This window comes from Niveispirillum sp. CC-CTL257, assembly GCF_059489915.1.
This window is the reverse complement of sequence record NZ_JCAJXE010000003.1, coordinates 23,298-40,893: the sequence shown is the minus strand read 5'-3', so window position 1 is coordinate 40,893 and position 17,596 is coordinate 23,298. Positions and strand designations below refer to the sequence as shown.

At 62.0% G+C, this 17,596-nt stretch carries 16 protein-coding genes and 1 pseudogene; 11 read left to right on the top strand and 6 right to left on the bottom strand.

The genetic code is table 11. The annotated features are described in order from the left end of the window. Nucleotides 1–76: 76 nt before the first annotated feature. The 4 genes from ABC729_RS17020 to ABC729_RS17005 form a co-directional block, all read right to left on the bottom strand. Complete coding sequence (locus tag ABC729_RS17020; protein ID WP_495608799.1) at nt 77–418, bottom strand: hypothetical protein; 342 nt, start codon at nt 416–418, stop codon at nt 77–79. A 281-nt stretch (nt 419–699) separates the two neighbouring features. Next, nucleotides 700–969 carry a DNA -binding domain-containing protein gene (locus tag ABC729_RS17015; RefSeq protein WP_495608798.1) on the bottom strand — a complete coding sequence of 90 codons (270 nt, stop codon included), beginning with the start codon at nt 967–969 and terminating at the stop codon, nt 700–702. 122 nt (nt 970–1,091) lie between these two features. Beyond that, nucleotides 1,092–1,313, bottom strand: coding sequence for a helix-turn-helix transcriptional regulator (locus ABC729_RS17010; RefSeq protein WP_495608797.1), 222 nt, complete (start codon nt 1,311–1,313; stop codon nt 1,092–1,094). 10 nt (nt 1,314–1,323) lie between these two features. Then, nucleotides 1,324–2,465, bottom strand: a protein-coding gene (locus ABC729_RS17005; RefSeq protein ID WP_495608796.1) for an IS3 family transposase whose coding sequence is annotated in 2 segments (ribosomal slippage) — nt 1,324–2,189 and nt 2,189–2,465 — 1,143 coding nt in all. Because the reading frame shifts where the segments join, the coding sequence is not laid out codon by codon here. A gap of 138 nt (nt 2,466–2,603) precedes the next feature. On the opposite strand from ABC729_RS17005, the gene ABC729_RS17000 reads away from it, so the two are divergent. The 10 genes from ABC729_RS17000 to ABC729_RS16955 all read left to right on the top strand — a co-directional run bounded on the left by ABC729_RS17000 (nt 2,604) and on the right by ABC729_RS16955 (nt 15,770). After that, nucleotides 2,604–2,753, top strand: coding sequence for a hypothetical protein (locus tag ABC729_RS17000; RefSeq protein WP_416621613.1), 150 nt, complete (start codon nt 2,604–2,606; stop codon nt 2,751–2,753). An 826-nt stretch (nt 2,754–3,579) separates the two neighbouring features. Next, the gene (locus ABC729_RS16995) at nt 3,580–4,152 is read left to right on the top strand and encodes a cupredoxin domain-containing protein (RefSeq protein ID WP_495608795.1); all 573 of its coding nucleotides are present in this window, start codon (nt 3,580–3,582) and stop codon (nt 4,150–4,152) included. Nucleotides 4,153–4,163: 11 nt separating this feature from the next. Then, nucleotides 4,164–5,900 (top strand): copper resistance system multicopper oxidase, encoded by a 1,737-nt coding sequence (locus tag ABC729_RS16990; protein ID WP_495608794.1) that lies wholly within the window; start codon nt 4,164–4,166, stop codon nt 5,898–5,900. A gap of 14 nt (nt 5,901–5,914) precedes the next feature. Continuing rightward, a complete protein-coding gene (locus ABC729_RS16985) occupies nt 5,915–6,652 on the top strand; it encodes a copper resistance protein B (protein ID WP_495608793.1) in 738 nt (245 codons plus the stop codon). A 157-nt stretch (nt 6,653–6,809) separates the two neighbouring features. Then, entirely contained in the window at nt 6,810–7,196 is a 387-nt protein-coding gene (locus tag ABC729_RS16980) for a hypothetical protein (RefSeq protein ID WP_495608792.1), read from the top strand. A gap of 377 nt (nt 7,197–7,573) precedes the next feature. Beyond that, on the top strand, nt 7,574–10,255 hold the full coding sequence (locus ABC729_RS16975) for a TonB-dependent receptor (protein WP_495608791.1): 2,682 nt from the start codon (nt 7,574–7,576) through the stop codon (nt 10,253–10,255). 70 nt (nt 10,256–10,325) lie between these two features. Further along, nucleotides 10,326–11,033, top strand: coding sequence for a PepSY domain-containing protein (locus ABC729_RS16970; RefSeq protein ID WP_495608790.1), 708 nt, complete (start codon nt 10,326–10,328; stop codon nt 11,031–11,033). 11 nt (nt 11,034–11,044) lie between these two features. Beyond that, nucleotides 11,045–12,892: an NADH:ubiquinone reductase (Na(+)-transporting) subunit F gene (gene nqrF / locus ABC729_RS16965; protein WP_495608789.1), complete on the top strand. Its 1,848-nt coding sequence runs from the start codon at nt 11,045–11,047 to the stop codon at nt 12,890–12,892. Nucleotides 12,893–12,944: 52 nt separating this feature from the next. Beyond that, a complete protein-coding gene (locus ABC729_RS16960) occupies nt 12,945–13,388 on the top strand; it encodes a DUF411 domain-containing protein (protein WP_495608788.1) in 444 nt (147 codons plus the stop codon). 21 nt (nt 13,389–13,409) lie between these two features. Then, on the top strand, nt 13,410–15,770 hold the full coding sequence (locus tag ABC729_RS16955) for a heavy metal translocating P-type ATPase (RefSeq protein ID WP_495608787.1): 2,361 nt from the start codon (nt 13,410–13,412) through the stop codon (nt 15,768–15,770). A 188-nt stretch (nt 15,771–15,958) separates the two neighbouring features. Here ABC729_RS16955 and ABC729_RS16950 read toward each other — a convergent pair whose 3' ends face one another. Continuing rightward, entirely contained in the window at nt 15,959–16,264 is a 306-nt protein-coding gene (locus tag ABC729_RS16950; RefSeq protein WP_495608786.1) for a chromate resistance protein ChrB domain-containing protein, read from the bottom strand. A 54-nt stretch (nt 16,265–16,318) separates the two neighbouring features. Here ABC729_RS16950 and ABC729_RS16945 point away from each other — a divergent pair. Then, nucleotides 16,319–16,696, top strand: a pseudogene (locus tag ABC729_RS16945) (transposase); the annotation flags it as partial. A gap of 263 nt (nt 16,697–16,959) precedes the next feature. Here the strand turns inward: ABC729_RS16945 and ABC729_RS16940 are convergent. Further along, a complete protein-coding gene (locus ABC729_RS16940; RefSeq protein WP_495608785.1) occupies nt 16,960–17,565 on the bottom strand; it encodes a recombinase family protein in 606 nt (201 codons plus the stop codon). Between the last annotated feature and the right edge of the window lie 31 nt (nt 17,566–17,596).

The window sequence follows — 17,596 nt, the reverse complement described above, 5'->3', positions numbered from 1 at the left end:
GGCCCAAGCCACAGGCTTCATTCGCGCGACGAACCGCCGCGCTGTGAAAACGGCTGCGAACGAGCCGGCGACGGATTCAGATACGGGGCGGCTTACGCGGAGGCGAGGCAGCGATCGACCGATAGTCAGGGTCGCTGTGAGGCATCAGCACGCCGGCAAGGAGGGGCTGGGTGTTGGCCGACGCGGAGAATATCGAGGGATTGGCGAAGCAATTCGCGACACACAGCAACGCCAGAGGGCAGGATTTCTGACAATCCGGCACCGACTCCTCGCTGGGACAGCAGGGCATGTCATCCGACGTGGTCATGCCCGCATAAGATACGTCATCACCGATTGCCGCCATCGATGGCGGCGCCATCGAAGCAGTCAAAAGGCTCACGATCGTCAGGATCGAAAGCGCGCGGAAGAGGGCGGCCAAGTATCTCACGCCCCACGCTCCCATATCGTGTTGCCCTTGGCAAGGGAGAGCAACCGAGGTCTGGCCGGCCTGCTGTGACGTTGATGTCCTGACCCGGCGGCGGATCACAAAAGTAGAACGCAAATTCACGGATTCGATCCGCCTGCGTGGCGAGTTGGTTCGCACCATCGGTCATTGCCACGGCGGCAGCGTTGAATCTTATCGTATCGCCGAGGCGCCGTCGCCCGACACGACCCCAACGACGGGCGGGGGCAATTTATCGATGACATCACCGAACAGGATCATTGGGACCTAGTCATGAGCAGGTGCTTGTATCCGCTGGTTGTCATCCATCGGGCTCGTTTGAGGTGATTTTCCCAGCAGCGTCGAGTCTTGTCGGGCTCCTCTATGGCGTTGCGATGCAGGACGATCCGGGCGACCTCGCCCCAATCCGCACCGTCGGCCTCGGCATCCAGCAACCGAACATAGGTAATGAAGTGCGCCTCGTCATAGGGCGTGAGGCTGTCCGACCAGGGGACGTCATCTTCGACCTCTGGGTCCAGTTCGTTCATGAGCCCGCCTCCTGCCGGTATTCTGAGATGCTTCAGTCGGAAGCACCGCCGATTCCGTACTGCAAATCGACAGGTGACCCAAGAGCAAATCCGGTGACAAATATCCCGGCGGGTGCCGACGGTCAGAGCCGGTCCTTGCGGAACTGCGACGGAGTCATGCCGGTAACCTTGCGGAACGTATTGGTGAAATGGCTGTGGCTGGAGAAGCCGAGAGAGAGGCCGATATCGGTCAGGGTCTGTTGCGGATCAAGCAACAACTGCTGAGCCCGCAGGATGCGCCGCTTGTTGAGGTATCGATAGGGGGAAGTTCCGAGTGGACTTGCCCTGGAAAAGTGGAGAGCCATTTGCTCGCCGTCAGGCAGCGTGCTCGAACAGGACAGGGCTTTTATATCCCAATGCCGAGTGCCGCCGCCTTGGATTATAGAACCCGTCGATGAATGTGCCAATGGCGTATTCGGCTTGCCTGCGTGAAAGGAAAACCGTTCTCCAGATCAGTTCAGACTTCAAAGTCTTGAAGAAGGTCTCGACCATGGCATTGTCGTAACAATTCCCCCTACCGCTCATGGAAATCTCCATGCCGTGGCTTTTCAGGATTTTCTGATACTCATCCGAACAATATTGGCTTGCTCTGTCCGAGTGATGGATCAGACCGGGCTTTGGTCTGCGAATGGCGATAGCGCGCTGTAAAGCTGATATCACCAGGTCTTTCTTCATTCGGTCGCTGACGGCCCAGCCAACCACACGGCGGGAGTAAAGGTCGATGACCACGGCCAAGTACAACCAACCCTCCGCCGTCCAAATATAGGAAATGTCGACTCCCCATTTGCGGTTCGGACCCTCGACGCTGAAATCCTGATCCAGTAAGTTGGGAGCCACAGGCCCGCCATGGGCGCTGTCGGTTGTCTTCTTGTATCGGCGTTTCATCAAGGCTTTCAAACCGTTATCCCGCATCAATCGGGCAATCCGGTGCCGTCCGCAGGACAGACCGGCTGCTTTCAACTCCGCATGCATCCGCGGGCTTCCGTATGTTTCATGCGACAATTCGAACTGCTGACGAACATGCGCCAGCAGAACCATGTCAGCATATTGCCGTAGACTGGGCCGCCGCCGCGCCCATGCATAATAACCGCTGCTGCTCACATTCAGTAACTGACAGCTCCGGCCAACCGGAATTTCGGCCTTCTTCGCGTCGATGAGCTGGTAGATCATCGACTTGTCTCTCGGGCGAAGAAGGCCGCCGCGTTTTTTAATAGATCTCGTTCTTGCCGCAGAATCTTGTTCTCATGCCGAAGCCGTGTCAGTTCCTTCTCCAGATCCGGATGCGGACCAGACAGCAATTCCGCCTCTGTCACATGCGTCTTCCAACGCTGCAGCGTCGACTTCCCCAGCCCAAGATCTGCCGCCACTTGACCAACCGTCCGCCCACTGGTCGACAGAATCCGTAGCGCCTCCTGCTTGAATTCAGCCGTGATCTTCTCTTGCTTCACACGAACCATCGTCACCTCCATCAGACCCAAATTTTAGGATGATGGCTCTCCACTTTTCCAGGGCAAGTCCACGTCGATGATCCCCCTCCCCGCGGGTGAGGCTGCCTGATCATTTGCGACTTCAATGTTTGAAACTGGAGAATGAAGATGAAGCGTTTTGCTCTTCTCGCCGTGGCCACTTTTCTGGTCGGTACGGCCACCGCCTATGCTGCGGCCCCCGACGTCGTTGTGCAGGCAATGGAGACCTGCTGCGATCTGGTCCTGGCCTGCTGCGGTGCCGGTGGCGATTGCTGCTGAACGGTCTTTGATGACCTTTTGAGTAGCCGGGGGGCGTCCATCTGCAAAGGTGGGCGCCCCTTTTTCATGGCGTCCCGTACCACTTCGACATTTCTGAAGTCAGACAGAGGGCTCAGGTGTCCTTGCTATCTCACTCCTGGATATGATAATTTAATCACGTAGTGTCACAGTGTTAGCTGTTGCGAACAGACATGTCCATTCCACGCTACATGGCTGCCGTGCTCATCAGCGCCCTCATGAGTTTGGGGGGCTTGGGTGGCTATGGTGCGCATATGGCAATGGCAGGCCAGTCGGATACTTCATCAACGACAGCGATGGCGGTCCATCATGTGGATAACCAGACGCACGCACAACATGCCCATGAAGACCATACGAGTACGCGAGATGGGCAGGATGCTCAATTCGACGCGTCAGGTTCTGGCGCGCCGAATTGTTGCCTTTTCGCCTGTGGCATGGCGACAATGCTGCCCGCCCCCGGTCTTGGCTTCAGTGGGGTTGGATGGGAAACGCTGCGACTGCGGGCACCTGCTGACAGTATGATGGCTGGACGGTCGGTTTCCCCCTTGCGGCGCCCGCCCCGACTTGGCCTTTGAGCTGTTCCTCGCACCATTGACGGCGCGAAACAGCTTCATCCTGTCCGCATCGGAAAGCGGACATGGCCCAGCCAGACATCCACGATGCTTGCGACCATACGCTGTCCTATCGCGGACGGAGTAACTGTCAGCATCCGTACCGGTATGGCTGGTCTCGCTTATGAAACTCATGGCGACGAATAACGATGCCGCGTGCGCTTGGCGCGGCGGCACGACCAAAAGGATTGCTGAACATGAACCGCATCTCCGACACGCTGCGCGCGGCGCTGGTCGCCGGCTTCAGCCTGCTGACACTGCCTGGCACGGCTATGGCGCAAATGGACCATGGCGCCCATCAAGGCCATTCTTCGCCCAGCCCCGCTGCCATCGGACAGCCGGGCAAGGCTACGGTGACGACGCGAACCGTCCCCATCGAACTGGGCGATAACTTCTTCAGCCAAGAGGCGCTTACTGTGAAAGCCGGTGAGACCGTTCGCTTCGTTATCGTCAACAAGGGCGAGTTCCTGCACGAATTCAATATCGGCACGCCTGCCGGTCACGCCGAGCATCAGAAGATGATGGCGATGATGGTCGATCAAGGCATGCTGACAGCCACCGGCCTTAACAAAGACGGGGCGAAGATGGATCATTCCGCTATGGGAATGAACCATATGGAACATGATGATCCCAATAGCATTCTGGTGGAGCCGGGCAAGACCGGTGAACTGGTCTGGACCTTCGGCGACGCCACCACGCTGGAATTTGCCTGCAACATTCCTGGTCATTACGAAGCCGGCATGGTCGGCAAGATCAGCGTCGCCAAATGACGGAGGCAGGCATGAACAACCAAGCAAGCGGCCTTTCCCGCCGCGATGCGTTGCGTCTGGCCAGTGCCGCAGGCGTGGTGAGCATACTGCCCGGTCGCCGGAGCTTCGCAGCCGCTGGTCCGGCATTGGAACTGGCGGTGGAGCGTACCCGGATCACCGTGGACGGGATCACGACCCGCGCCATCGCCATCGGCGGGTCCGTTCCCGCCCCCACGCTGCGTTGGCGCGAGGGGGAAGAGGTGGTGATCCATATCACCAACCGCCTGGACGAACCCACCTCCATCCACTGGCACGGGCTGTTGCTGGAGGGGGTGATGGACGGGTCGCCCGGCTTCAACGGGTTCGAGCCGATCCGCCCAGGCCAGACCTATACCTACCGGTTCCAGCTGCGTCAGGCCGGCACCTACTGGTATCACAGCCATTCAGCGTCCCAGGAACAGGAAGGCATGTATGGCGCCATCATCATTGATCCGGCGGGCAAGGAACCGGTGCGTGCCGACCGCGACTACGTGGTCTTCCTGTCCGACCATACGGCGCAGAAGCCGGAAACGGTGCTGCGCAACCTGAAGGTCAGCGAAGGCTACTACAATAGGGGCAAGCGCACCCTGTCCGACTTCTTCAAGGATGCGGAGCGCGAAGGGCTGAAGGCAACCATCCGCGACCGGCTCGACTGGGGCGACATGCGCATGGATGCCACCGATCTGGCGGACGTGACCGGTTACCAGTTCCTGATCAACGGCAAGGGGCCCCAGGACAATTGGACTGCCCTTTACAAGCCGGGCGAGCGGGTGCGGCTGCGTATCATCAACGGCTCGGCGATGAGCATCTTCGATGTGCGCATCCCCGGCCTGTCCATGACCGTGGTCGCAGCCGACGGGCAGAATGTGATGCCCGTGAAGGTGGACGAGTTCCGCTTTGGCGTGGGCGAAACCTATGATGTCATCGTGATGCCGGATGGGGACAAGCCGTTTACCTTCCTGGCCGAGCCGATCGACCGCAGCGGCTATGCCCGTGCCACCCTGGCCGTGACAGAAGGCATGGTTGGGGCGATCCCGGAACTGCGTCCCCGCACCATCCTGACCATGGCGGATATGGGCATGGCCCATGCCGGTATGGCCGAAGGTTCCATGGACCATAGTACCATGAGCCAAGGATCCGGCGGCATGGACCATGGAGCGATGGGTCACGGGGACATGCCGGGAATGGTTCCTGGCGCGATGAACCATGCCAGCATGGCGGGGATGAACCATGGTGACATGACGGCGGCCAGCCAGGGACGACCGCTGGGTTGGGCCGATGCCGCCACGCCCATGGGGATGAAGGCGTTGTCTTACGACGATCTGAAATCCCTGACCAAATCCAAGGACCTGCGCCAGCCGACGCATGAAATCGAGGTGCAACTGACTGGCATGATGTCGCGTTACATCTGGACCTTGAACGGGCAGAAGTTCGACCAGGGCGAGCCGATCCGCGTTGCTTATGGTGACCGCGTACGCATCCGCTTTGTGAACACGACCATGATGGCGCATCCGATGCATCTGCACGGCATGTTCATGGAGTTGGAGAATGGCCAGACCGACCGCATGCCCAGAAAGCATGTCGTCCTGGTGCCGCCGGGCCAATCGACATCCGTGCAACTCACGGCGGACGAGCCCGGCGAATGGCCCTTCCATTGCCACCTGCTCTATCACATGGCCTCGGGGATGATGACGCGCTTCATCGTCTCCCCGAAGACCGCGAGCCTTTGAGAAGGGGGCAAGCCATGAACGCGTTTTGCAAACAGGCGGCCCTGGCCGTCCTTCTGGTGCTGGGCGTTTCCGGCGCGCAAGCGGCCGACGACCATGCGCATGTGCCCAGCCATGACCACCTGCCCCTGATCGGCACCTTCAAGGTGGATCAGTTGGAAAACCGCTGGCAGGACGGGCGCAATGTCCTGAAATGGGAGGCACAGGGCTGGTACGGTGGCGACACGGAAAAGATCTGGTTCAATACCGAAGGTGAGAGGTCGGCTGGCGAGGGGGTGGAGGAAGCGGAATTCCAGCTTCTCTACAGCCGAATGTGGTCAGAATTCTGGGACCTACAGGCCGGTATCCGGTACGATGTACGCCCTCAGCCGCAGACCCGCTATGGCGTGGTCGGCCTCAACGGCGTGGCGCCCTATTTCTTCGAGGTAAATGCCCAGGCCTTTATCAGCGAGGAGGGGGACCTGTCGGCGAGGGTGAAGGCGGAGTATGAGTTGCTGATCACCCAGAAGCTGATCCTGCAGCCTTCCTTGGAGGCGAACCTGTCGACCCAGCGGGTGCGGGAACTGGACACTGGACGCGGCTTCACCGACATCACGCTGGGCCTGCGCCTGCGGTACGAACTGGTGAAGGAGTTCGCCCCCTATGTCGGCGTCAACTGGGAACGCAAGCTGGGCGGCACCGCCAGCCTGGCCCGTGCCGATGGCGAGGACCCGGGTTCGCTCTCCTTCGTGACGGGTATCCGGTTCTGGTTCTGATACCGGGCTGGCCGGTCCTTTCCCAAAAAGGACCGGCCTGTCACGGAAAAGTCATCCATGCTGTTGACGCTGCATGAGTGGCAGTCTAACATCCCTTTGTACTCATTGGCCTAAGTTCAATCCAGCCTGGGGGCGGGACTTGGCGGACAGAATGGAAATGATGCGGCGCTTGTGCCTGGTCGGGTTTGCCGTCCTGACCATGGCGCTCGTCTTCGTCATTTCCGGTTCGGCCAGCGCCAACGCAGTCCCCAACTATCCCACCATCGAAGATCGCCATGATCAGGCCGCGCCGTTGCGCGGCCTGGATCATCACCGTCTGGCCATGGCCAGCGACATGCAGGCGGACGGGGAATGCCCCATCGACTGTACCGATGGCGGCGCCTGCTGCGGCGTGATCCATTGCCTGACCGCGCTTGCGGGCCTGCCGTCGGGCGCGGCGATGGTGTTGCCCGCGCCGGAGAACAGCAGCCGCAAGCCGGTGGAAGCAGCCGTAATGGTGGGTATCCGCCATGCGCCCGACCTTCGACCACCGGTCGCCGGTTGAACATTGGACAGGTGCGCCTTGTGCGTATCATCCCGCCCGGATTCCACCCGGGCAATAAACCTCCATCCAAATCCGGCTTTGCTGCGATCATCGCCATGCACAGCCTTTGCATCGGCATGCTGAATAAATCAGCGTGGTGAGCAAAACTGCGCATGAAAACAGCCCGATAAACAGGAAACGTCCCGGATATTTAAAATAAACGGGCCGATATCCGCAGGAATATCCACGTCGCTTCTCCTTTTCGAGTCGCGGCGGGAACCGGATGGATTGGGGATTCACTTTGATTCTGCAAGCGGAGCGACCCGCTTTGCCGCATGCGTCCGCCGGTGCGGATCACGGCATGGGTCCTTCGCTCTCTGGAACAGGGACTTCAGATCATGACAAAAGCAACGGGGAACCTCTTCATTGCCACCGCGCTCGCCACGGGCGTGCTGGCCGCGCCAGCACAGGCGCAGGACAGCCGCGCCTTGGAAGAGATCGTGGTGACGGGCAGCCGCATTGCACGCCAGGACATCACGGGCGTGGGCCCGGCCACCGTCCTGACGGCGGAGGCCATCCGGAACACCGGCGTCACCAGCGTGGAAACGCTGCTCCAGCGCCTGCCGTCCAGCGCCGGCTTCGCGGGCAACCAGACCAACGCCTATTGGGCCAATAACGGCTATGGCACGGCGCAGGTCAATCTGCGTGGCCTGGGCATCAATCGCACCCTGGTGCTGCTGAACGGCCGCCGTGTCGTGGCTGGCGGCACGGGCGCCAATTCCGCGCCCGACCTGAACACCATCCCGGTATCGGTCATTCAGCGCATTGATGTGCTGAAGGATGGCGCATCGGCCATCTATGGCGCCGATGCCGTGGCCGGTGTAGTCAACATCGTTACCCGCACCGATTTCGACGGGGTCGAGGTGTCGGCCAAATATGGCATCACCGATGAGGGTGATGGCGAGGAGAAGAGTGCCGACCTGACCTGGGGCACGTCCGGCGACAAAGGATCGATGGTCGCCACCTTCAGCTATTACAAGTCCGAGGCGGTCAATCTGGCCGACCGGGAGCCCTGCGGTCTGGGCGAAAGCGGCGGGCAACTGGTCTGCGTCGGCAGCTCGTCCACCGTTGGCGGCCGTGCGCTGCTGCCCAACGGCCAGAGCATCAATTTCAACCAGACACCGGGCGGCAACGGCAATTTCTACGAGCCCTACTCCGGGGCCAAGCATAATTTCAACTCCAACCCGTTCCTGAATGCGGTCAATCCGATCGAGCGTTTTTCCGCTAACATGTTCGGCCACCTGAACCTGTCGGACGAGGTGCGGCTGTTCTCCGAACTGATGTTCACCAACCGGCAATCCGATCAGATCGCCACGCCGGGTACTCTGCGCAACCTGACGGTCGCCGCCAACAACCCGACCAATCCCACGGGCCAGACCCTGACCATCCAGGGCCGCCGCCTGGCTGAGCCTGGCCCGCGCGAATTCTATCAGGATGTGGATACCTGGCGCACCGTGGTCGGCCTGGACGGGCGTTTCGCCAATGGCTGGCGCTGGGAGGCCGCTTTCAACTGGGGCCGCAACAAGGGCGTGGACGGGTCGACCAACGTCGCCAACCTGGACCGCGTGCGCCAGACGCTCAATTCCGCCGTCTGCAGTGCTGCCGCCGGTGCCGCCATTCCCTGCGGCGATTATCTGGGGGCTGGTGACCTGACACCCCAGGTCCTGGACTACATCCTCTATACCAGCCGCGACAGCGGCGGGAACGAGCAGATCAGCGGCACTTTCGACCTGAGCGGGTCGCTGTTCGAACTGCCGGCCGGTAATGTCGGCTTCGCCACGGGCGTGGCCTGGCGCAAGGACAAGGGCTGGCGCGATCCCGATGCGCTGACCGTGCTGGGCATCGCCAACACCAATCAGCAGGACCCGATCGCCGGCCGGGTGAAGGCCAAGGAGGCCTATCTGGAACTCCAGGTTCCGCTGCTATCCGATCTGCCCTTCGCCCGGCGGCTGGAACTGAACGCGGCCGCCCGCTATTCCGACTATGACCTGTTCGGCAGCGCCGACAATTACAAGGCCGGCCTGGACTGGCAGGTCATCGACGGTGTACGGCTGCGCGCCACCTATGGTACGGCCTTCCGCATTCCCAATGTGCCGGAACTGTTCGGCGGCGTGTCGGAAGGCAACCTGACCACCACCGATCCCTGTTCCAACTACGCCGCCCTGCCGGCGACCTCCACCGTAGCGGCCAATTGCCGGGCCAGCGGCGTACCCGCCGGCTTCCGCCAGTTGGGTAACACCATCCTGACCACGGTGGGCGGCAACAGCGACCTCAAGCCCGAGACCTCCGACAGCTTCACCATCGGTACGGTGATCCAGCCGGAATTCGCGGATGGCCTGACCCTGACGGCCGACCTGTTCGATATCCGCATCAAGGATGCCATCCGCTCCATCCCCGGATCGACGAAGCTGTCAGTCTGCTACAATGCGGCGGGCCTGAACCATCCGTTCTGTGGGTCGCAGCATTTCACGCGCAACACGCTGACCGGGGAAATCAACTTCCTGTCGGCCCAACCGGTGAATACCGGCCGGGAAAAGATGCGCGGCGTCGATTTCGGCCTGCTGTACCAGTTCGAACTGGCCGATCTTGGCGTGGCGCTGGACTGGAATGCCACCTGGCTGGACAAATATACCATCACCCCGTTCCAGGGGGCGGCCCCGATCATCTTCGACGGGCATATCGGCGGCGGCAATGGCGGCTTCCCGCACTGGCGCTCCACCCTGTCCGGCACGGTGTCGGACGAGAAGTGGAACGCCACCTGGTCGGTGCAGTGGATCGGCAAGGCGACCGATTTCAACGCGGCCCCGACCGAGATCGGCTATCGCACTCCCAATGTCTTCTACCACAATCTCCAGGCCAGCTATGAGGTGGTGGACGGTGCCCGTGTCGCGGTGGGCATCGACAATCTGTTCGACCGGGATGCGCCCTTCATCAAAAGCTGGACGGATGGCAATACCGATACCATGACCTATGACCTGCTCGGGCGTCGGGGCTATGTCCGCCTGACCTACAGTTTCTGATCCTGTGTCCGCCGCCTCGCTCCACCCGGGCGGGGCGGCGGGTATCCTTCACACTGTTCTGGAGGCATGAATGCGCCCCGCTTCCATTGCCCGGAAGACGCATAAATGGCTGGCCCTGCTGATCGGAATTCAGGCCCTGATCTGGGCCGTCAGCGGTCTTTACATGGTCGTCGTTCCCATCGAGATCATCCATGGCGACCATTTCGTCCATCTGCACGGCCCCCAGCAGCCCCTGGCCCTGGACCGGGTGCGCGTGGACATCAACCAGGTCCGGCAGGCCTATGGCGATATCCGCTCCGTCCGGCTGAAGTCGCTGCTCAATGAACCGCATTACGTGGTGGAGCATGGCGGCGGCGTCGCGCTGGTCAATGCCGTGACCGGCACGGAGCGCCTGCCGCTTTCCGACAGGGAAGCGGAAGATGTGGCCCGCACACTCTATAAAGGCAAGGCAGCGGTCGGTTCCGTCACCCTGCTGGCGGAGACGCCATCGGAGATCCGGGGCCGCGCCGCGCCGGTCTGGCAGGTGCGGTTCGAAGGCTGGAACGACCACACGCTCTATCTTTCACCCGTGACTGGCGACCTGCTGGCCCGCCGGCACAATCTCTGGCGCACCTTCGATTTCGTCTGGATGTTCCACATCATGGATTATGCGGAGCGCGAGGATGTGAACAACCCGCTGGTCCGGGCGGCCACGATTGCCGCCTCCATCGTCATGATCAGCGGCGTCTGGCTGCTTTTCTACAGTTTCCGCCGCCGCCGCGCGGCCGCCGCGCGTTGAGGGGAGCCGCGATGCTTCAGACATTCCGTTGGTTCCACAAATGGGTCGGGCTGCTGATGGGCGTCCAGTTCGCGCTCTGGGCGTTGAGCGGGGCGGCCATGGCCCTGATCGACCACCATGCCGTCAGCGGCGAGCATACGCGGCGCGGCGTCACTCCTTCAATATTGCCGGCCGAGGCGCCGTCTCTGTCGTTGGCCGAGATGAAGGACAGGCTGGCGGGCCCGGTCAACGCCCTGCGTCTTCGACCGCTGGCCGGGAGCTTCGTCTATGAGGTGCATACCGCCCATGGTGTGCGCCTTCTGTCGGCGACCGATGGATCGCGGGTCGAGATCACCGAACGACTGGCGCGCGACATCGCCCGGCAGGATTATGCGGGAACCGCCGACATCGCCGGTGTCGAGCGTCTGGCCGGCCCGAACCTGGAAACCCGCAAGCATGAGGGGCCGATATGGCGGGTTGCCTTTGCGGACGCCGACAACACAACGCTTTATGTCTCTGCGGCGACCGGGCGCATCCTGGAACGGCGCAATGACAGTTGGCGGCTCTGGGATATCGCCTGGATGCTGCATATCATGGATTATACAGAGCGGGAGAGTTTCAATCATCCGCTGATCATCCTGGCGGCGGTGGCGGCCCTGTGGCTGTCGGTCTCCGGCCTGTTCCTGGTCTATGACAGCTTCGGCCGCCATGATTTCAACCTTGCCCGGCATTTCCGGCGCCTGCGCGGGCAGGGTGTGGCTGTGACCTTGCGAACAAGTTCAGGCTACAGCCGCACACAGGACCTGCTGGAGGGGGCAACCTATTTCGACGCGCTGGCGGGTGTGGGGGTGGTGCTGCCCTCCAATTGTGGGGGCGGGGGCAGTTGCGGTCTGTGCCGGGTGACATTGTCGCGTGAGGTACCGGTTACCGATGCCGACCGTCTGCACATACCGAAACAGCAATTGGAGCGGGGGCATCGCCTGGCCTGCCGCCATGCTGTGACGGCGGATGCTGTGGTCACCGTGCCGGAGGAAGCCCTGCACAGCCGCGGATATGCCGCGAAGGTCGGCAGCGTCCGCTATCTCAGCCCCCTGATCAAGGAGATCCGGCTGCGCCTGCCCGATGGTGCGGCACCCGCCTACCATGCCGGGCAGTTCATCCAGGTGGCTGTGCCGGCCTACGCGACAGGGCCTGACCGGTTCGAGGTGCCCGAAGGATGGCAGGGGGATTGGCAGCGCCTCGGGCTGCCGGATGTTCTGAGCCATCAGGGTGGCATCCGCCGGTCCTATTCCATGGCGACCTTCCCCGGTGAACTGCCGGACGAACTGGTGCTGAATGTCCGCTTCATGCCGTCTCCCGATCCTGCCGCCCTGCCGTGCGGCGCGGGTTCCGCCTTCATGTTCGGCCTGCGTCCTGGCGATGATGTCCAGATATTCGGACCGTTTGGAAGCTTTGCTGCCAGCGACAGCAATCGTGAACTGGTGGTGATCGGCGGCGGCGCCGGAATGGCCCCGCTGCGGGCCATCATCCGCGACGAGCTGTTGCGCAAGAAAACGACGCGCCGCATCTCCTTCTGGTACGGCGCGCGCGCGGCCCGCGATATCCTCTATCGGGAGGAGTTCGAACGGTTGCAGCAGCAACATGGCGGCTTCACCTGGACCGTCGCCCTGTCGGACCCGGACCTGGCCGATGGCTGGAAGGGGCCCAAAGGCATGATCCACGATGTCGTGCGCAACCAGTATCTGTCCCGCCATCGCGATCTCAAATACTGTGATTTTCTGATCTGCGGGCCACCGGCTATGCTGAAGGCGACCTTGGAAATGCTGCGCAAGGCCGGCGTCTCTCGCGATCAGATTGCCTATGATGATTTCGGGTGCTGAAGGCAGATGGAGATCGCTTGGTAACAGCGGGTTGACAGGAGGGAAGATTGTCATGAAGCGCAGGGATTTTCTTGTGTTCCTTGCCGGCCTGCATCTTACTGGTTTGCCGGCCGCCACCGCCGCACAGCCCCGGATGAAGGTCTGGAAGTCGCCGACCTGCGGGTGCTGCGGTGCCTGGGTGGATCATATGCGGACCGCCGGTTTTGCCGTGGATGTGACGGTGACCGACGCGATGGACGCTGTGAAATCCAGGCTGGGTGTAACACCCTCGCTGGCCTCCTGCCACACCGGCGAGGTGGAGGGATATGTGCTGGAGGGCCATGTCCCCGCCGATGCGATCAAACGGCTGCTGAAGGAACGGCCGCAGGCGATCGGCCTGGCAGTGCCCGGCATGCCGCAGGGTGCGCCCGGCATGGAGACTGGCACGGTCGAACCCTACGACATTCTGCTTTTCACGCCGGGACGGACCATTTTGTTTGAGCGTCGCCAGCCTTGATCCGACTTCAGGAGAACGATCATGACCCAATCACATGATGCACATCACCACCACCATGGGCATGCAAAAGGTGACGGGCAGCGGCAGTCGGCGGGCGCGGTAAAGGACCCCGTTTGCGGTATGACCGTCGAACCGGCGGCTGTCGCCCATCATGCCCACTATAACGGGCAGGAATATCACTTCTGCAGCGCGGCTTGCCGCACGAAGTTCCTATCGGAGCCCGGTCGGTATGTGGCCGGACATGTGGCGGCGCAGGCAGCGGCACCGGGCACCATCTTCACCTGCCCGATGCACCCGGAAATCCGCCAGGATCATCCCGGTACCTGCCCGATCTGCGGCATGGCGCTGGAACCATTGGTGGCGGGCACCGGCACGGGTCCCAGTCTTGAGCTTCGGGATATGACAAGGCGCTTCTGGATCGGTCTGGGCCTGACTTTGCCGGTTTTCCTTCTGGAGATGGGCGGGCACCTCTTCCCGGGCCTGCATCATCTGCTGCCGCTGCATGCCTCGATATGGATACAGTTTGCACTGGCGACGCCGGTCGTACTGTGGGCGGGGTGGCCGTTCTTCCAAAGGGGATGGGCCTCTCTGCGCACGCGCAACCTCAACATGTTCACCCTGATCGCCATGGGAACAGGCGTGGCCTGGGCTTACAGCGTGCTGGCGACGCTCATGCCGTCTGTCTTTCCCGACGCCTTCAGGGATGCAGAGGGGGCGGTTGCCGTCTATTTCGAAGCGGCGTCCGTGATCACAGTGCTGGTGCTTCTGGGACAGGTGCTGGAGCTGCGGGCCCGCGAGCAGACATCTGGCGCCATTAAGGCCCTCCTTGCCCTGGCACCGAAGACGGCAAGGCTGCTGCGGGCCGATGGCGGAGAGGAAGAAGTGCCGCTGGCCGACATCGTGGTGGGCGACCGCCTGCGCGTGCGACCCGGCGAAAAGGTTCCCGTTGATGCCACGGTGGAAGAGGGGCGGTCAGCCGTGGATGAATCTCTGGTGACCGGTGAATCCCTGCCCGTCACCAAGGCCGCGGGCGACGCGGTCATCGGCGGTACGCTGAACCAGAGCGGTGCGCTGATTGTGCGCGCGGAGAAGGTGGGGCGCGATACCATGCTGTCGCGGATCGTGCAGATGGTGGCCGACGCGCAGCGTTCCCGCGCCCCGATCCAACGCATAGCCGATCAGATTTCAGGCTGGTTCGTCCCTGTTGTGCTGCTGGTGGCGCTGATTTCCTTTCTGATCTGGGCCGTGTGGGGACCAGAGCCAAGACTTGCCCATGGCCTGATTGCGGCTGTGTCCGTGCTGATCATCGCTTGTCCCTGCGCGCTAGGTCTGGCAACTCCCATGTCGATCATGGTCGGCATCGGACGCGGCGCCGGAATGGGCGTGCTGATCCGCAGCGCCGAGGCGCTGGAGCGAATGGAGAAAATCGATACCTTGATCGTCGACAAGACGGGAACTCTGACGGAAGGCAAGCCGGCCGTCACGGCCATAGTCACGGTTCCCGGGCAGACGGAGGATACGGTGCTTCGGTTGGCGGCGGGGGTGGAGCGTGCATCGGAACATCCCCTGGCGCTGGCGATCGTCCAGGCGGCGGAGGCACGTGGTCTGGCGATCCCGACGGTCATGGATTTCGACAGTCCCACCGGCAAAGGGGCTGTCGGCACGGTGGAGGGGAAACGGATCGCTCTGGGCAATTCCCGTTTCCTGGATGAAATCAGCATCTCCAGTGCCGCGCTGGATGCGGACGCCGATGCCCTGCGCCGCGACGGCGCAACGGCGATCTTCATCGCGGTCGATGGCATCGTGGCCGGCATCTTCGCCATCGCGGACCCTGTCAAGCAGACCACGCCCGAAGCCCTGGCTGCGTTGCGGGCGGCGGGTATCGCCGTCGTCATGCTGACCGGCGACAATCGGACCACCGCCGAGGCTGTGGCGCGCCGGCTGGACATCACGGAGGTGGAGGCCGAAGTGCTGCCCGACGGCAAAAGTGCCGTCGTGGAAAGGCTGAAACGGGCAGGCAAGGTCGTGGCCATGGCGGGTGACGGGGTCAATGATGCGCCGGCTCTGGCGGCAGCCGACGTTGGCATCGCCATGGGGTCGGGGACAGATGTCGCCATTGAAAGCGCCGGTGTCACGCTATTGAAGGGCGACCTGACGGGCATTGTCCGGGCCCGCCGGCTTTCTCAGGCGACCATGGCGAATATCCGGCAGAACCTGTTCCTTGCCTTCATCTACAATATTGCCGGCGTGCCGGTGGCGGCGGGCTTGCTTTATCCATTCTTCGGTGTCCTGCTGTCGCCTGTCATTGCCGCAGCAGCCATGGCTTTGTCATCAGTCAGCGTTGTTGGCAATGCCTTGCGCCTCAATCGCAGCACACTGTGAAAACAGGAGGTCGCAGCCACAATGAGAGGTTGACTGAGGGCGAGGCCTCCCTTCTGGCGCAAACTGCGCCACTTCATACTGGCTGGACCCGCGAGAAGTGCCATGGGAAAATGTTCACTTGCCGGTGCTGTTACAATTGGAACCGGTGGGTTCGGTGGCCGGCAGGTCTGTTGGCACAGGAGTGACGCTCAACGCTGGAAATCGGCCAGTGTGCGACGGATTGCATGTTCGGGTACTTCGATCCAGCCACCGATCAGGTCACCGGATAGGAAGCTGATGCCCGCCTCTTCGCACATCGCCTCCATGGCCATGTTGGACTTGCCCTGGAGGTTCCACTCCAAGTCCTCCGCATCGAAGGGCGTGGCGGCGAACCGCTCGGCGACACCGCCGACCTCCTGTACCGTAAAGAACAGGAAGACGGCATCCGGATCCAGGAAGCGTCGGATCAACCAGGGACAGGCGATGCCATCGACCTTCGGTCGGGATCGGGTCACCCAACGGGTACCTTCCTGACCATGTGTCGCCGGAATGACTGACAGTGGAACCAATACGACGCTTTGGACGACAAGGAGGCGGAGAAGGCGCTGGCCGCATTCGAGCAAAGCCCCTGGGGCCGGGAATATGAGGCTATCGGCAAGGCCTGGCGCCGGGCCTGGCAGGAAGTCATCCCGTTCTTTGCCTTTCCGCGCGAGGTCAGTCGCATACTCTATGCAACAAACGCCATCGAAGCCCTGAACTCAAAGCTCCGACGCGCCGTCCGCGCCAGGGGCCATTTCCCCAATGACGACGCGGCGCTGAAACTGCTGTTCCTGGTCTTGAACAGGGCCGAGAAAGAGTGGAAAACGCCAGCACGTGAATGGACGGCGGCCAAGGCACAAATGGCCGTCCTGTTCGGCGATAGGTTCACAAAGGCCATGAACGCCTGATTTCAAGCCGCCCAGCCGCGTGGTGTTTTCAGCCGCCTTCGCATAATCATCGCTTGTATGCGGTTCCGAAACAGTAAGATACGCCGTTCACGTCTCGTCAGCTATACTAACTGGTTGGGAGACCTGAACGAGACCGCACTACAGCTGAACCTCCTGCCGGTCGAGAGACCATTTGAATTCCGTCTCAATCAACCAGCTGCCCAGTATGAGCGAGAATGAGCAGGATGTTGGGACTGAAATCCAGGCCGGTTTCATTTAAAAAATCACTTCGTATCCCTGTCCCGCTTGACGATCTCCGCCACCGTGTTCTTGCTAAGCCCCAGTTCTCTGCCGATCAGCCGATAGCTGCGCCCTGCGGCGACCAGGGCCAGCACCTTTGGTGCCAACCGGTCGGACTTGGGCCGCTGTCCCGGCCTGCGCCCCAGCACCCTGCCCCTCGCCCTGGCGGCGGCGAGGCCAGATCGGACCCGTTCACACAGCAGATCGCGCTCGAACTCCGCAATGCCGGCCAGGACGGTGGCCAGCATGCGACCGGTGGCAGTGCCCAGGTCGAATGCCATGCCGCTCATCGCGATCAGCGACACGCGGCGGGCCTCCAGTTCCCGCAGCGTGTGCAGCAGGTCCATGGTGCTGCGGCCCCAGCGCGACAGTTCTGTGACCAGCACGGCATCGATCTGCCGCGCCTGGGCCAGCGCCATCACCTTCTTCCGCTCCGCCCGATCCAGCTTGGCGCCCGACCCGGTTTCCTTGTAGACACCGACGACCTCATACCCCGCCCGCATGGTCAGGGTCAGCAGATCCCGCTCCTGCCGTTCGCAGGACTGATCGGCCGTGGACACGCGGCAGTAAATGGCCACACGCTGTCCCAATTGAACCCTCCCGGCGGCATCGCCCTGTCGG

Excerpts from the sequence above, each read along its gene's own strand:
- ABC729_RS16990 (WP_495608794.1), top strand. The coding sequence starts at position 4,164 with ATGAACAACCAAGCAAGCGGCCTTTCCCGCCGCGATGCGTTGCGTCTG.
- ABC729_RS16975 (WP_495608791.1), top strand. The coding sequence starts at position 7,574 with ATGACAAAAGCAACGGGGAACCTCTTCATTGCCACCGCGCTCGCCACG.
- ABC729_RS16970 (WP_495608790.1), top strand. The coding sequence starts at position 10,326 with ATGCGCCCCGCTTCCATTGCCCGGAAGACGCATAAATGGCTGGCCCTG.
- ABC729_RS17010 (WP_495608797.1), bottom strand. The coding sequence starts at position 1,313 with ATGGCTCTCCACTTTTCCAGGGCAAGTCCACTCGGAACTTCCCCCTAT.
- nqrF (WP_495608789.1), top strand. The coding sequence starts at position 11,045 with ATGCTTCAGACATTCCGTTGGTTCCACAAATGGGTCGGGCTGCTGATG.
- ABC729_RS16995 (WP_495608795.1), top strand. The coding sequence starts at position 3,580 with ATGAACCGCATCTCCGACACGCTGCGCGCGGCGCTGGTCGCCGGCTTC.
- ABC729_RS16980 (WP_495608792.1), top strand. The coding sequence starts at position 6,810 with ATGATGCGGCGCTTGTGCCTGGTCGGGTTTGCCGTCCTGACCATGGCG.
- ABC729_RS16960 (WP_495608788.1), top strand. The coding sequence starts at position 12,945 with ATGAAGCGCAGGGATTTTCTTGTGTTCCTTGCCGGCCTGCATCTTACT.
- ABC729_RS16955 (WP_495608787.1), top strand. The coding sequence starts at position 13,410 with ATGACCCAATCACATGATGCACATCACCACCACCATGGGCATGCAAAA.
- ABC729_RS16985 (WP_495608793.1), top strand. The coding sequence starts at position 5,915 with ATGAACGCGTTTTGCAAACAGGCGGCCCTGGCCGTCCTTCTGGTGCTG.
- ABC729_RS17000 (WP_416621613.1), top strand. The coding sequence starts at position 2,604 with ATGAAGCGTTTTGCTCTTCTCGCCGTGGCCACTTTTCTGGTCGGTACG.
- ABC729_RS17015 (WP_495608798.1), bottom strand. The coding sequence starts at position 969 with ATGAACGAACTGGACCCAGAGGTCGAAGATGACGTCCCCTGGTCGGAC.